The organism is Kitasatospora sp. NPDC001119 (assembly GCF_053598475.1).
In genome coordinates, this window is record NZ_JBSFKI010000013.1 from 120,309 (window position 1) to 134,501 (window position 14,193).

Below are 14,193 nucleotides of genomic sequence, written 5' to 3' on the forward strand. Positions count from 1 at the left end.
CGGGTGAACGAGGGGTCGGTGACGGACGGGGAGCGGCGGCCGACGTCCGTCCGCGAGGCGCTGCGGGCGCACCCGCTGCGCTTCCCGTTCACCCGCTGGGTGCCGCGCTGCTGGGCGTACCTGCTCGGCGGGGCGCTGTTCGGGCCGGTGCTGCTGGTGGTCCTCGCGGTGCTGCTGGTGGTCGGCGCGGGCCTGTCGGTGGTCGGCCTCGGACTGCCGGTGCTGCTCGCCCTGGCGCTCGCGGGCATCCCCGCCGCCGGTGTGGCCCGGTGGCGGCTGCGGCTGGTCGAGCCGGTCCCGCCGCCCGACCCGCACCGCAGCCTGCCCGGGGCGGGCCGCCGGGCCCGCGTCCGCACCCGGCTGCGCGAGCGGGCCACCTGGCGCGAACTCGCCCACGCCGGGCTCACCTCGACCGTGCTGGCCGCCGCCTCGCTGGGCTTCACCGCGCTGCTGGTGATCTCCGGCGCGTTCACGGTCTCCCCGCTGGTGGTCTGGGCGCTCGCCCCGGAGACCGTGATGCTCGTCCCCGGGCGCGCCGTCGCCGGGCCGTTCGCCGCCCTGCCGTTCACCGCCGCCGGACTGGCCGGCCTGCTGCTCTGCGCGTACGCCGGGGCGCTGCTGGTCCGGGCCGAGGTCGCGCTGGCCCGCTTCCTGCTCGGGCCCCGGGAGGACGACCTCGGCCACCAGGTGCTCGAACTCACCCGCTCCCGGGCCCGGTTGGCCGACGCCTTCGAGGCCGAGCGGCGCCGGATCGAGCGCGACCTGCACGACGGCGCGCAGCAGCAGCTGGTCGCGCTCAGCATGACCCTCGGGCTCGCCGAGTACGAGCTGCGCGACCGGGACGGCCGGGCGGCGGAGCTCGTCACCCGGGCGCGCGGCGAGGCCCGGCAGGCGCTGGAGCAGCTGCGCGGGCTGGTGCGCGGCATCCACCCGCAGGTGCTCACCGACCACGGGCTCGCCGCCGCCGTCGACGAGGTCGCGCAGCGCCACCCGATCCCGGTGGCCACCGACATCGAGCTCCCGGAGCGGCTGCCCGCCCCGGTGGAGACCACCGCCTACTTCACCGTCACCGAGGCGCTCACCAACGCCGCCAAGCACAGCGGCGCCACCGCGATCACCGTCCACGGGCGGCTCGCGGGCGGCCGGCTGGTCGTCCAGGTGACCGACGACGGCCGGGGCGGGGCGGACCCGGCCGCCGGGGCCGGGCTGGCGGGACTCGCCGACCGGGTGGCACTGCTGAGAGGACGGTTGATGGTGACGAGCCCGACGGGCGGCCCGACGACGCTGCGGCTGGAGGTCCCGTGCTCCGGGTCGTGATCGCCGAGGACGCGGTGCTGCTGCGCGCCGGGCTGGTCGAACTCCTCACCCTCGGCGGCCACCGGGTGACCGCCGCCGTCGGCGACGCGGAGGCGCTGGCCGCGGCCGTCGACGCCGAGCGGCCGGACATCGTGGTCACCGACGTCCGGATGCCCCCCGACCACACCGACGAGGGCCTGCGCGCCGCCCTCGCCCTGCGCGAGCGCCACCCGGGCCTGCCCGTCCTGGTCCTCTCCCAGTACGTGGCCACCCCGTACGCGACCCGGCTGCTCGCCGCCGCCGGCGCCCAACCGGCCGGTCTGGGCTACCTGTTGAAGGACCGGGTCGGCGACGTCGCGGACTTCCTGGACGCGCTGCGGCGGGTCGCCGACGGGGAGACGCTGATCGACCCCGAGGTGGTCCGGGTGCTGCTGCGCGGCCGGTCCGCCGACCGCCCGCTGGCCCGGCTCACCCCGCGCGAGCGCGAGGTGCTCGCGCTGATGGCCGAGGGCCTCAACAACCAGGCCGTGGCAGGCCGGTTGAGCATCACCGAGGCCTCGGTGGTGAAGCACTGCGGGAACATCTTCATGAAGCTGGACCTGGACCCGACGGAGGGCAACCGGCGGGTCCTCGCGGTGCTGGCCCACCTGCGCGGGGAGTGAACGGGCGGGCGCCGTACGGCTTTTGAGTGACGCCCTTGTCAGGGCGGCCGCGGTGCCGGAACGATGGCGGCATGGCGAGGACACGGGAACCGCAGAGCGCGATCGTCAACCGGATGCTCAAGGGCGAGGCGACCAGGGACGACACCACGACGGCCCAGACCAACTTCCTGCTGTGGCTGCGGCAGGAGTGGGCCGGGGACGGGGACCAGGCGCTGGCGGCCTGCCAGGACGTGCTGACGGCCGCCGGGGGCGAGGAGTGGCGAGCACTTCCGGAACGCGACCTGTCCGCCCACGTCTGGCTCTTCAGCTTCTCCTGCCCGAGCCGGGAGGACCTGCCGGGCCAGGCGCGGAACTGGGTGACGGCGGTCGGCGCCAACGGCGGGGCGCCCGCGATCGCCCGGCTGGTCAGGCACCTGCGGGGGCAGCCGGAGTGACCGCGGCGGCCGGATCGACCGCGGTGGCGGGATTGACCGCGGTGGCCGGGTCGGCCGGGTCCGGCAGGGGCACGGCGGGGTCGAGCAGCTCGGTGAGCCGCCGCGCCGAGGCCTCCCAGGTCCAGTGCTCCTCCGCCCAGCGCCGCCCCGCCGCCCCCATCCGGGCGCGCTCGGCGGGCGGGGCGAGCAGGATCCGGGTCAGGGCGGCGGCCACTTCGGCGGGCGCGCGGCCGTCGACGACCGCGCCGGTGACGCCGTCCAGGACGGTGTCCGGGGCGCCGCCGGAGCGGCCGACCACCACCGGGAGGCCGGCCGCGGCCGCCTCCAGGAAGACGATGCCGAGGCCCTCGGCCTCCAGGCCCAGCCGGCGGGTGCGGCACGGCATCGCGAAGACGTCCGCCCCCGAGTAGTGGACGGCCGTCGCGGCGTGGTCGAGGCCGCCGGTGAACACCACGCTGCCCGGCTCGGCGAGGCGGAGGGCGAGGCCCCGCAGCCGGTCCTCGTCCGGGCCCCGGCCGACCAGCACCAGGGTCGTCCCGGGCACGGCCCGGCGGATCGCGGGCAGCGCGCGGATCAGCACGTCCTGGCCCTTGCGCGGGACCAGCCGCGCCACGCAGAGGACCACCGGGGCGGCGGACGCCTCCCCGACGGAGTCCTCGGAGGCCGGTCGGAAGACCGCCGGGTCGACCCCCGGCACCAGGCGCGCCAGCCGGGCGTCCGGTCCGAGCGCGGGCGCGATCCGGGCGCGGGTGTAGGCGCCGAGGTAGGTGACCACGTCCGTGCCGCGGCCGATCCGGCGCAGCAGGCCGCGGGCGCCCGGGGTGCGGGCCCACCAGATCTCGTGGCCGTGGGTGGTGGCGACGGTGCGGCGGATGCCGGGCGCCAGCCGCCGCAGGCCGGGCGTCATCGCGGCGAGCGGCGCGGCGGCGCCGAACCAGACCCGGTCGCAGCCGTGCGCCCGGGCTATCTCGGCGGCCCGGCGGGTGGCCCGCGGGGTCGGCAGCAGGGTGCGGGCGCGGTCGCGGATCACCGGGTAGGGGAGAGCGGCGTCGTGCTGCTCCGCACCCGGTTCGGCCGAGGTGTAGACCACGACGTCGTGACCGGGGGCGCGGTCGGCCATGGCCTTGACGAAGGTTTCGATGCCGCCCTGGCGCGGCGGGAAGTCGTTGGTGACGACGAGGGTGGTGCCCATGGCAGGCCTTTCGGAACGGGGAGCGGAACGGAGGACGGGAGGGAGAGCGGAACGGAGGACGGGAGGGAGAGCGGAACGGAGGACGGGAGGGAGGGCGAGACGGAGGACGGGAGGGAGGGCGGAACGGAGGACGGGAGGGAGGGCGAGACGGAGGACGAGAGGGAGAGCAGGACCAGGACGAGCGGCAGCGCGAGGTAGCCGAACCGCCCGGCGGGCGCCAGCAGGAAGGCCGCGGTCAGCCCGAGGGCCAGCCGGTGCACCGCGGCGGGCGCGGTGCGGGGCGGCCGGACGGCCAGGGACGCCCCGACGGCGAGCCCGGCGAGCAGCAGCAGTCCGACGGCGGCGCACCAGCCGGCCGGGCCGAGGTCGGCCAGCAGCCGCCCGGGCAGCGGGCTCGCGGCCGGTGTCGGCAGGCCGCCGCGCCCGGTGGGGAAGGCGAACACCTGCTCCACCAGCGGCCCCGGCGCGCGCAGCGCCACCGGCAGCACCGCCAACGCCGCCGCCCCCACCGCGACCGCCGTTCCGCGCAGCGCCGCGCGCCGTCCGGCGGTGCCCGCCAGCAGGGCCGCCACCACGGCCAGCGCCGGCCAGGCCGTCCACTTCAGCGCGCAGGCGGCGGCCAGCGCCAACCCGGCCGCCACCGGCCGCCGTTCGGCGGCGCGGACCAGGGCGAGCCAGCAGAGGCCGGTGAGCGGCAGGTCCACCCCGCTGACGCAGAGCGGCAGCGCGACCACCGGCGAGGCGGTGAGCGCGGCGGCGCCGAGCCGGCGCCCGGCGGGCACCGTCCGCAGCACGCAGACCAGGAACACCGCCGCGCACCACAGCCGGGCGTCGCCCAGCGGCGAGCCGCCCAGCGGGGTGCCGTCCAGCAGCGCCCGGGGCAGACCCAGCAGGGCCATCCCGGGGAGGTACGGGGTGTACTCCTCGACGGTCCGCGGCTCGGCCAGGTACGGCGTGCCGGTGTGCAGCAGCAGCGACCCGGAGCGCTCGATCACCCCGACCTCGCTCTGCCCCCGCCCGTCCAGGACCAGCAGGAGCAGCGGCACCAGCACCGCCCCGAGGGCCGCGACCGCCACCGAGACCTCACGTCCGCGCCGCCGCACCAGCACCACGGCGAGCGCCGCCAGCAGGTACCCGCAGACCGCCCAGGCCCCCCAACTCCGGTGCGGACCGAGCCCGGACACCACCGGGAACGCCCCCGCCCACCCCGCCGCGACCAGCCACCCGCCGCACCACCACCACGCCCGTTTCGTCACCGCTTCATTGCATCGCCGCAGCTCGGCGGGGTCATCACGGCCAGGTCGAGTCTCGTGGTCGGGTTTTCCCTACCCCGCCCCGACGGCCGCCGGTGGCGGGCGCCGTCCTCGGGGCCGGCCCGGCGGCGGTGCGGGTTGGCGCCACCTCCCGCTCCCCGCACTGACATTCGGTGGCGGCCGGATTACTGATCGTCCCCGCCGCGCCGCTATCCTCGCCCTGTGGTGAGGTCGTGGGATGCGGCGGTGGAGCGGGCGCAGGACCGGCTGGCGGCGGGGCCGCGGCTTCGGGCGGCCGGGCCGGGGGACGAACGGCGGTTCGCGCTCTGGGACTTGGCGTCCCTGGTGGAGGGTGGGCTGGGCGAGCTGGTGGACCCGGACGGGCTGGCGCCGCCGGCGGAGCGCGCCTGGCGGGAGCGGCTGGGGGAGAGCGGGCGGGAGTGGCCGGGCGGTGAGCTGTACCGGCGGCGCTACTGGATCCAGGACGACGACGGCGCCGTGGTGGGCACCGTCGCCGTGGACAACTGGACCAAGGGCCCGAGCCAGCTCGCCGTCTCCTCCCTCTACGTGACCCCGGCCGCGCGCGGGCGGGGCCTGGCCGCCGCCGCGCTGGACGAGGTGTACGCGGCGGCCACCGCCGAGGGCCTGCCGGGGTTCCGGCTGGAGGCGCACTGGACCTGGCAGCCGGCGGTCCGCTACTACCTGCGCCGGGGCCTGTGGGTGGTGGGCTGGAAGCACTCGCTGTCCTTCGCCCGGATGCCCCAACTCCCCCTGCACCGGGTGCGGGAGGAGGACGGCCGGCTGCTCCTGCTGGTCGCCGACCGGCTGCGCGGCTGGGTGCCGATACTGGCCGCCGGGCAGGAGGGCCGCTGGCTGCGGCTGGACGAGACGGCCGACTACCGGGGCTGCGACGGCTGGGTGCACGAGTACGCCCGCTCCACGCTGGCCCTGTACCTGGCGCTGGCGGGCCGGCCGCTGGTGCGCGGCCCGCAGTGGTGGGCGGAGGCGTGGCGCTGGTCGGACGCCGGGGAGCCGGAGGGCCTGGCGTACCGGATAGAGGAGTTCGAGCGGGTGGCCCGGGCGGCGGGCCGGCGGGTGGTGAGCCCGTACCGCCCGGTGCCGCTGCCGGAGAGCGCATTGCCGGAGGGCGCGTCGCCGGAGTCCGTCCCGCCGCAGTCAGTGCCCCCGCGGTCCGCGCTGCCGGGCTCCGCGCCGCGGCCCGGGTCCCCGCAGCTGGCAGACTCGGGGGATGGCTGAGATCGAGATCGACGGCGCCCCCGCCGACCCGGCGCGGCTGGCCGCGCTGGGGCTGCTCAACTACGGGCACTTCACCACCCTGCGCGCCGAGGCGGGCCGGGTGCGCGGTCTGGCCCTGCACCTGGACCGGCTGGTCCGGGACTGCCGGGCGCTGTTCGGCGCCGAGCTGGACCGGGCGGCGGTGCGGGAGCGGATCGGCGCGGTGCTGCCCGCCGACGGTGCGCCGGTGATCGTCCGGGTCACGGTGTACGACCCGGCGCTCGGCCTGGAGCGCCCCGCCGCCCCGGCCGCGCCCGCCCTGCTGGTGACCACCCGCCCGGCCGCGGCGGCCGAGCCCGCCCCGCTGCGGGTCCGCACCGCGGCGTACCGGCGGGAGCTGCCGGAGGTGAAGCACGTCGGCCTGTTCGGCCTGGTACACCACCGTCGGCAGGCCCAACTGGCGGGCTACGACGACGTGCTGCTGGTCGGCGAGGACGGCCTGGTGGTCGAGGGCGCGACCTGGAACGTCGGCTTCCTGGCCGGGGAGCGGCTGGTCTGGCCGCAGGGCCCGAGCCTGCCCGGGGTGACGGAGGCGCTGCTGTCCGGCGCGTACCGGGGCCCGCAGTCCCGCGAGCCGCTGCCCGCCGACGGGCTGGACCGCTTCACCGCCGCCTTCGCGGTGAACGCGGGGGTCGGGGTGCGCCCGCTGGCGGCCGTGGACGGCACCGCCTTCGACCCCGCGCACCCGGCGCTCGCCGTCCTGCGCGCCGCCTACCTGGGGATTCCCGCCGAAGCGGTGGGGGGATAACCCCACCGCCGTTCCGCCGGTGGCCTGCATGGTTCGCGGAGCCCGTCGTCCCTAGGTTGGAGCACGTTGACGACGAGCGACGCAGAACCGAAGGAAGGCCCACCCATGGCACGCCGCCAAGACCGCCGCAGGACCGACGAGTTCGGGACGGATCAGTACGGCCCCGGCGGCCACGCTGCCGAGGGGTACGGCCCCGACGGATACGGCCGCGAGGGCTACGGCGCCGACGGTCACGGCGGGTACGCCCCGGCCCCGCAGGCGGCCCCCGCGATCGAGCTGCGCGGGGTGCGCCGCACCTACGGCCGCGGCGAGGCGACGGTGCACGCGCTGCGCGGGGTCGACCTGGCGCTCGCCCACGGCAGCTTCACCGCGGTGATGGGCCCGTCCGGCTCCGGCAAGTCCACCTTCCTCCAGTGCGCGGCGGGCCTGGACCGCCCAGACTCCGGGCAGGTCCGGCTCGGCGGCGAGGACATCACCGCGCTGAGCGAGAACCGGCTGACCAAGCTGCGCCGCAGCCGGATCGGCTTCGTCTTCCAGGCCTTCAACCTGCTGCCCTCGCTGACCGTCGAGCAGAACGTGCTGCTCCCGCAGCGCCTCGCCGGGGAGCGCCAGGACCGGGCCCGGGCACGGGAGCTGCTGGCCCGGGTGGGCCTGGGCGAGCACGCCAAGCGGCGGCCCGGCCAGCTCTCCGGCGGCCAGCAGCAGCGGGTGGCGATCGCCCGCGCGCTGATCACCCGCCCGGACGTGGTCTTCGCCGACGAGCCGACCGGCGCGCTGGACACCCGCACCGCGCACGAGGTGCTGGCCCTGCTGCGGCAGGCCGTGGACTCGCTCGGCGCGACGGTGGTGATGGTGACCCACGACCCGGTGGCGGCCTCCTTCGCCGACCGGGTGCTGTTCCTGGCCGGCGGCGCGATCGTCGACGACCTGCCGCACCCGAGCCCGCAGACCGTCGCGGACCGGATGGTCGCGCTGACCGCCCGCCCGGTGGGAGCCGCGGCATGACGAACGGACTCGCGCGCTCCTCGGTGCGCTTCCGGCCCGCGTCCTTCGCGGGCACCCTGGTCGCCCTGCTGCTGGGCGCCGCCGTGGTGGTGGCCTGCGGCGTGCTGCTGCAGACCGGTCTGACCGCGAACCTCAAGCCGGCCCGGTACGCGGACACCCCGGTGGTGGTCGCGGCCGACCAGGCGGTGAAGATCCAGCGGAAGGTCGGCACGGACACCGAGACGACGGAGGAGGCCACCCCGGAGCGGGCCCGGACGGACGCCGCGCTGGCCGGCCGGCTGGCCGCGCTGCCCGGGGTCGCGGCGGCCCGCCCGGACAGCGCCTTCCCGCTGCCCGCCTCCGGCCGGGCGCCGGCCCTGACCGGCCGGGGCTTCGCCGCGCTCGGCATCGCCGGGCCGGGCGACACCCTGGTCGAGGGCCGGGCCCCCGGCGCGAACGAGGTGGTGCTGGACGCCGACACGGCGCGCGCTGCCCACATCGCGCCCGGCGCGAACCTCACGCTCACCGCGCCCGGCGGCACCGCGGACTACCGGGTCTCCGGCCTGGCCGCCGCCCAGCAGGCCGGCCCCACCGCCTGGTTCGCCGACGCCACCGCCGACCGCCTCTCCGGCCACCCCGGCCGGATCGACGCCATCGCCGTCCAGCCCCGCGCGGGCGTGACCACCGCCGCGCTCGCCGCCCAGGTCCGCCAGGCCGTCGGCGGCGACGCCGGTGCCGGAGCCGCTGCCGGAGCCGGTGCCGTCAAGGTCCTCACCGGGGACGACCGGGGCGCCGTCGAGCACCCCGACCTCGGCGGAGCCCGCACCCTGCTGATGGCCCTCGGCGGCAGCTTCGGCGGCTACGCCACCATGACCGCGGTCTTCGTGGTGATGAGCACCGTCGCCCTCGCCACCGGCCAGCGCGCCCGCGAGTTCGCCCTGCTGCGCGCCATCGGCGCCACCCCGCGCCAGATCCGCCGCACCATCGCCGCCGAGGCGATGCTGGTCGCGCCGCTCGCCGCGGCGCTCGGCATCCTGCCCGGAATCGCCCTCGCCCGCTGGTGGTTCGACCAGCTGGTCGAGCGCGGTGCCGTCCCCGCGGACGTCCGCCTGGACGTCGGCCCGCTGCCGATGCTCGCCGCCGTCCTCGCCTGCACCCTCGCCGCGCTGACCGCCGGGTTCCTGGCCGCCCGCCGGCCGTCCCGGATGCGGGCCGCCCAGGCGCTCGGCGAGGCCGCCGTCGAAGCGCCCCGCCCGGGCGCGGTGCGCACCGTCCTCGGACTGGTCTTCGCCGCCGGCGGCATCGCGGCCGCGGCCATCGCCACCTCCCTGGACGGCGCCAAGGCCGCCCAGACCGCGCTCGGCGTGGTGATGTGCTTCATGATGGCCGTCGCCCTGCTCGGCCCCTGGCTGGCCCGGGTCGCCGCCGCGGTGCTCGGCGCCCCGCTGCGGGCCGGCGGCGCGCCCGGCTCGCTGGCCGCCGACAACACCCGCGCCAACGCCCGCCGCCTGGCCTCCGCGATCACCCCGATCGTCCTGGTCACCGCCTTCTGCGGCACCCTGCTGATCATCCAGAGCACCGTGCGCCACACCAGCGGCGAGAACGTCCGGGCCGGCGTCACCGCCGACCACGTGGTCGGCGCCACCGGCCCCGGCCTGCCCGCCGGGACGGCCGAGCGGGCGGGCCGGGTGCCCGGCGTGGACACCGCCGTCGGCGTGCTGCGCACCGGCGTCGTCTACCGGAACGGCGACCAGCTGAGCTCCGTCCCCGTGCTCGGCGTCGACGGCGACCCGGCCCGGCTGCCGAAGGTGCTCGACCTGGGCGTGCGCAGCGGTGCCCTCGCCGACCTCGGCCGCGCCCCCGACACCGTCGCGCTGAGCTCCACCCTGGCCGAGGCGTTCGGCGCCGAGGTCGGTGACCGGGTCCCGCTCTGGCTCGGCGACGGCACCGCCGTCCGGCCCGCCGTGGTCGCGGTGTACGACCGCGGGCTCGGCGTCGGCCAGGCGCTGCTGCCCCGGGCCGCGGTGGCCGCGCACGTCACCGCCGGGTACGACAGCCAGGTGCTGGTCGCCGACGCGCCGGGCGCCGACCGGGCGGCGGTGGCCGCCGGGCTGGGCGGGCTGGCCGGGGCCGCGGTGACCGACCGGGCCGGGTTCGTCGCCCAGTCCGACAAGGCGATGGAGGTCAACGGCTGGGCCAACACCGTGATGGCCGCCGTGCTCGGCGGGTTCGCCGCCGTCAGCGCCGCCAACACCCTGGTGATGACGGTGCTGGACCGGCGCCGCGAGGTCGCGCTGCTGCGGCTGGCCGGCACCACCCGGCGCCAGGTGCGCGGCATGATGCGCTGGGAGGCGCTGCTGGTGGCCTCGACCGGGCTGGCGGTCGGCGCGGTGATCGCCGCGGTCACCCTGGTGCCGGTCGCCCGGGGCGTGGCCAACTCCGCCCCGTACGTCCCGCCGATGCTGGCCCTGCCGCTGGCCGCCGGAGCCGTGCTGCTCTGCCTCGCGGCGACCGGGGTGCCGGTCCGGGCGCTGCTGCGGACCCGGCCGGCGGGGCTGGGCGCGGCGCGCCAGTAGCGGGCCCGCGGGAGGCGAGGAAGGGGGTGCCCTTGAGGACGACTCAAGGGCACCCCCTTCCTTCGGGTGAGAACGACGGCCCCGAGCGGGCGGTCATGGGGACCACATGACGGTCCGATGACCTTTTCAAGAGCTGATCGTGACGTCGCATCAGTTACGCTCGCGCCCGCCCCGCCAGACCGTCGACGCAGAGAGTAGCCCGACCATGAGCAGTCCTCCTGCCGCCCCCGCGCCCCGCTGGCCGCTGATCCTGCTGCGTACCTCCACCACCCTGCTCGCCCTGCTGGCACTGCTCCAGGTCATGCTGGCCGGCAGCTTCCTGAACGGCACCTACGACTCCCTGAAGGACCACGAGGGCAACGCGATGATGCTGGCCACCGTGGTGGTGCTCCAGCTCGCGGTGGCCGTCGCCGTCCGGTGGCCCGGCCGGGGCCCGCTCTGGCCGCTGTGGACCACCGCCCTGCTCACCGTCGCCGTCATCGGCCAGATCACCGCCGGCTACGCCCGGGCGCTCGGCGTGCACGTCACGCTCGGCGTGCTGCTGGTCAGCGGCGTGCTGTTCGGCCTGGTCGGCGCCTGGCGGCTGCCGCTGCCGGCCCGGGAGGCGCGGGTCGTCGGCGGTCCGGACGGCACCGGGCGGCTGCCGCGCCCCGGCGGACCGGTCGAGGTGGTCAAGTGAACCGGCGCCGGTTCCTGCGCGTCGGCGCCTCCGTGCTCGGCGCGGGCGCCCTGGTCTCCGTGGCCGGCCCCTCCGTTGCCCGGCTGCTCGCCGAGGGCCGCCCCGGGCAGCTGCTGAGCAGCGAACTCGACCTGCCGGAGGCCTTCCGGGCCGCGCTGCCGGTGCCGACCGTGCTGCAACCGGTGCGCACCGACGCGACCGCCGACCACTACGAGATCACCCAGCAGGTCGCCCGGCTGGAGATCCTGCCCGGGGTGCGGACCGAGGCCTGGACGTACGGCGGCGGCTTCCCCGGGCCGACCGTGGTCACCCGCTCCGGGCGGACGGCGGTGGTCAAGCACCGCAACGAGCTGCCGGTGCCCTCGGTGACCCACCTGCACGGCGGGCACACCCCGGCGGACAGCGACGGCTACCCGGTGGACCTGCTGCTGCCGGTGGGGTCCTCGCCGGACGCCGCCCAGCAGGCGGGCGGCATGGCCGGGATGGCGGGGATGGCCGGGATGTCAGGGACGGACCATGCCGCCGCCCGCACCGCCGTCGGCGAGCGCAGCTACACCTATCCGGGCAAGCAGCGCGCCGCCACCCTCTGGTACCACGACCACCGGATGGGCTTCACCGGCCCCGGCGTCTGGCGCGGACTGGCCGGCTTCCACCTCGTGCACGACGACGAGGAGGACGCGCTGCCGCTGCCGCGCGGCGAGCGGGACCTGCCGCTGATGATCACCGACCGCTCCTTCGCCGCCGACGGCTCCTTCCGCTACCCCGCCGTCGACCCGCAGCTCGCCGAGCCGGGCGTCACCGACGCCTACGCCAACGGCGTGCTCGGCGACGTCATCCTGGTCAACGGCGCGCCCTGGCCCCGGCTGGACGTCGACCGGGTCCGCTACCGGCTGCGGCTGCTCAACGCCTCCAACGCCCGGCTCTACCGGCTCGAACTCGACCCGCAGCCGCCCGGCGGCGACGCCCTGGTCCAGATCGGCTCCGACGGCGGCCTGCTCGCCGCCCCGGTCCGGCACGACGGCATCGAGATCGCGCCCGCCGAACGCTTCGACGTCGTGGTCGACTTCTCCCGCTACCAGCCCGGCACCCAGGTCCGGCTGGTCAACCGCTTCGGCAGCGGCCGGACGTCCGAGGTGATGCGCTTCGACGTCACCGCGAAGCAGCCGGCCGACGACGCGACGGTGCCCGACCGGCTCGCCGCCGTCGAGGCCCTGGACGCCTCCGCCGCCGTCGCCACCCGCGACTTCACCTTCCGGCGCAGCCGCGGCGATGGCTGGACCATCAACGGCCGCCCGTACAAGCCGGGGGAGTCCATCGCCACGCCCGCCCTCGGCACGGTCGAGCTCTGGCGCTTCTCCACCGACCTGCACCACCCGGTGCACGTCCACCTCGACCACTTCCAGGTGATCGGCCGCAACGGCGCCGACCCGGGCCCGTACGACGCGGGATGGAAGGACACCGTGGACCTGCGCCCGGCCGAGGCGGTGGAGGTGCTGGTGCGCTTCACCGACTACGCGGGGGCGTACATGCTGCACTGCCACAACCTGGAGCACGAGGACATGGCGATGATGGCGGACTTCACGGTGCGCTGAGCCGCCGGGGTTCACCCGGACGGCCGACCGCCGGAGGGTGCGCGCTGCGCCCTCCGGCACCCGTGTCCTAGCCTCGCGGGGAGGAGGGGACCCGCCGACGCCCGGAGCCGCGCCATGACCACCCCCGCCGAACGCCGCCGGCACGGCCGGGCCGCCCGGGAGCGGGTCTCCCGCTCCGCCCACGGCCGGTGGATCCCCGCCGCCGACCGGCCCGACCCGCTCGGCGTGCTGGAACGGCAGGGCGCGGACCGGGTCGCCCGGCTGCTGCCGATCCGCCACGGGCGGATGGCGGAGAGCCCGTTCGCCTACCTGCGCGGCGCCGCCGCCGTCCTGGCCGCCGACCTCGGCGCCCTCCCCGACACCGGACTCACCGTCCAACTCTGCGGCGACGCCCACCTGTTGAACTTCGGCCTGTACGCCTCGCCGGAGCGCGCGCTGCTCTTCGACGTCAACGACTTCGACGAGACCTTCCCCGGCCCCTTCGAGTGGGACGTCAAACGGCTCGCCGCCAGCGTCGCCGTCGCCGCCCGCGACAACGGCCAGGACGATCGGCGGGCGCGCCGGGCCGCGCTCGCCGCCGCCCAGGGGTACGCGACCGCGATGCGGCGGCTGGCGGGCCGGGGTGAACTCGACGTCTGGTACGCCCGGGTGGACACCGCGCAGCTGCTGCCGCTGCTCGCCAAGCCCCGGCAGCGCAGGCGGGCCGAGGCCGAGTTCGCGCGCGCCCGGCGCCGCACCAGCCTCCAGGCCTTCGGCAAGCTCACCGAGGAACGCGACGGGCGGCGCCGGATCACCAGCGCGCCGCCGCTGATCGAACCGCTGAGGAAGTCCGAACTGCGCGGCATCGGCAAGGTGTTCAGCGACTACCGGGCCACCCTCGCGGAGGACCGCCGGGTGCTGCTGGACCGCTACCGGTTCGTCGAGGCGGCCACCAAGGTGGTCGGCGTGGGCAGCGTCGGCACCCGCTGCTACATCGTGCTGCTGGAGGGCGGGAACGGGCACGACCCGCTGTTCCTCCAGCTCAAGGAGGCCGGCCGGTCGGTGCTGGAGGACCACCTGCCGCCGCTGCGGGCGGACGCCGAGGTGCTCGCCCACCACGGCGGCCGCCGGGGTCGTCACCGGCCAGCACCTGATGCAGGCCGCCAGCGACATCTTCCTCGGCTGGACCACCGGCCCCGCCGGGCGCCACTTCTACGGCCGCCAACTGCGCGACATGAAGGGCTCGGCGGACATCGCCGACTTCCGGCCCTCCGGCCTGCGCGCCTACGCCGACCTCTGCGGCCGCACCCTCGCCCGCGCCCACGCCCGCACCGGCGACCGCCTCGCCATCGCCGGCTACCTCGGCAGCGCCGACACCTTCGCCGAGGCGGTCGCCGACTTCGCGCTGCGCTACGCCGACCGGACGGCGGCCGACCACGGCGAGCTGGTCGCGGCGATCGCCGACGGGCGGGTGGCGGCGACCCCGGGGGTATGAACCGGGG

The 14,193-nt window shown here is 77.1% G+C and carries 11 protein-coding genes and 1 pseudogene; 10 read left to right on the forward strand and 2 right to left on the reverse strand.

What is annotated here, in order from left to right:
- Positions 1-3: 3 nt before the first annotated feature.
- From ACWDD9_RS18190 to ACWDD9_RS18200, 3 genes are all read left to right on the forward strand, one after another.
- Positions 4-1,317 carry a sensor histidine kinase gene (locus tag ACWDD9_RS18190; protein ID WP_375874534.1) on the forward strand — a complete coding sequence of 438 codons (1,314 nt, stop codon included), beginning with the start codon at positions 4-6 and terminating at the stop codon, positions 1,315-1,317.
- Positions 1,302-1,958: a response regulator gene (locus ACWDD9_RS18195; RefSeq protein WP_049660614.1), complete on the forward strand. Its 657-nt coding sequence runs from the start codon at positions 1,302-1,304 to the stop codon at positions 1,956-1,958. Before ACWDD9_RS18190 ends, ACWDD9_RS18195 begins: the two co-directional genes overlap by 16 nt.
- Before the next feature lie 71 nt (positions 1,959-2,029).
- On the forward strand, positions 2,030-2,392 hold the full coding sequence (locus tag ACWDD9_RS18200) for a hypothetical protein (protein WP_049660617.1): 363 nt from the start codon (positions 2,030-2,032) through the stop codon (positions 2,390-2,392).
- Here ACWDD9_RS18200 and ACWDD9_RS18205 read toward each other — a convergent pair.
- Together ACWDD9_RS18205 and ACWDD9_RS18210 are read right to left on the reverse strand one after the other, a co-directional pair.
- A complete protein-coding gene (locus ACWDD9_RS18205; RefSeq protein WP_449812096.1) occupies positions 2,364-3,512 on the reverse strand; it encodes a glycosyltransferase family 4 protein in 1,149 nt (382 codons plus the stop codon). The genes ACWDD9_RS18200 and ACWDD9_RS18205 overlap by 29 nt on opposite strands.
- Positions 3,419-4,840: a glycosyltransferase 87 family protein gene (locus tag ACWDD9_RS18210; RefSeq protein ID WP_449812028.1), complete on the reverse strand. Its 1,422-nt coding sequence runs from the start codon at positions 4,838-4,840 to the stop codon at positions 3,419-3,421. Before ACWDD9_RS18210 ends, ACWDD9_RS18205 begins: the two co-directional genes overlap by 94 nt.
- 222 nt (positions 4,841-5,062) lie before the next feature.
- Between ACWDD9_RS18210 and ACWDD9_RS18215 the strand changes: the two genes are divergently transcribed.
- The 7 genes and pseudogenes from ACWDD9_RS18215 (at position 5,063) to ACWDD9_RS18245 (ending at position 14,186) form a co-directional block, all read left to right on the forward strand.
- Positions 5,063-6,094 carry a GNAT family N-acetyltransferase gene (locus ACWDD9_RS18215; protein WP_159028664.1) on the forward strand — a complete coding sequence of 344 codons (1,032 nt, stop codon included), beginning with the start codon at positions 5,063-5,065 and terminating at the stop codon, positions 6,092-6,094.
- On the forward strand, positions 6,087-6,881 hold the full coding sequence (locus ACWDD9_RS18220) for an aminotransferase class IV (protein WP_117490597.1): 795 nt from the start codon (positions 6,087-6,089) through the stop codon (positions 6,879-6,881). The genes ACWDD9_RS18215 and ACWDD9_RS18220 overlap by 8 nt, the downstream gene beginning before the upstream one ends.
- Before the next feature lie 105 nt (positions 6,882-6,986).
- Positions 6,987-7,886 carry an ABC transporter ATP-binding protein gene (locus ACWDD9_RS18225; RefSeq protein ID WP_079272403.1) on the forward strand — a complete coding sequence of 300 codons (900 nt, stop codon included), beginning with the start codon at positions 6,987-6,989 and terminating at the stop codon, positions 7,884-7,886.
- Complete coding sequence (locus ACWDD9_RS18230) at positions 7,883-10,441, forward strand: FtsX-like permease family protein (protein WP_449812029.1); 2,559 nt, start codon at positions 7,883-7,885, stop codon at positions 10,439-10,441. Before ACWDD9_RS18225 ends, ACWDD9_RS18230 begins: the two co-directional genes overlap by 4 nt.
- A gap of 205 nt (positions 10,442-10,646) precedes the next feature.
- A complete protein-coding gene (locus tag ACWDD9_RS18235; RefSeq protein WP_049658344.1) occupies positions 10,647-11,120 on the forward strand; it encodes a hypothetical protein in 474 nt (157 codons plus the stop codon).
- Complete coding sequence (locus tag ACWDD9_RS18240; RefSeq protein ID WP_449812030.1) at positions 11,117-12,712, forward strand: multicopper oxidase family protein; 1,596 nt, start codon at positions 11,117-11,119, stop codon at positions 12,710-12,712. The genes ACWDD9_RS18235 and ACWDD9_RS18240 overlap by 4 nt, the downstream gene beginning before the upstream one ends.
- A gap of 114 nt (positions 12,713-12,826) precedes the next feature.
- Positions 12,827-14,186 (forward strand): annotated as a pseudogene (locus tag ACWDD9_RS18245) (DUF2252 domain-containing protein).
- Positions 14,187-14,193 lie beyond the last annotated feature (7 nt).

Coding starts and splice junctions, on each gene's coding strand:
- ACWDD9_RS18200 (WP_049660617.1), top strand. CDS start 2,030: ATGGCGAGGACACGGGAACCGCAGAGCGCGATCGTCAACCGGATGCTC.
- ACWDD9_RS18205 (WP_449812096.1), bottom strand. CDS start 3,512: ATGGCCGACCGCGCCCCCGGTCACGACGTCGTGGTCTACACCTCGGCC.
- ACWDD9_RS18220 (WP_117490597.1), top strand. CDS start 6,087: ATGGCTGAGATCGAGATCGACGGCGCCCCCGCCGACCCGGCGCGGCTG.
- ACWDD9_RS18225 (WP_079272403.1), top strand. CDS start 6,987: ATGGCACGCCGCCAAGACCGCCGCAGGACCGACGAGTTCGGGACGGAT.
- ACWDD9_RS18230 (WP_449812029.1), top strand. CDS start 7,883: ATGACGAACGGACTCGCGCGCTCCTCGGTGCGCTTCCGGCCCGCGTCC.
- ACWDD9_RS18235 (WP_049658344.1), top strand. CDS start 10,647: ATGAGCAGTCCTCCTGCCGCCCCCGCGCCCCGCTGGCCGCTGATCCTG.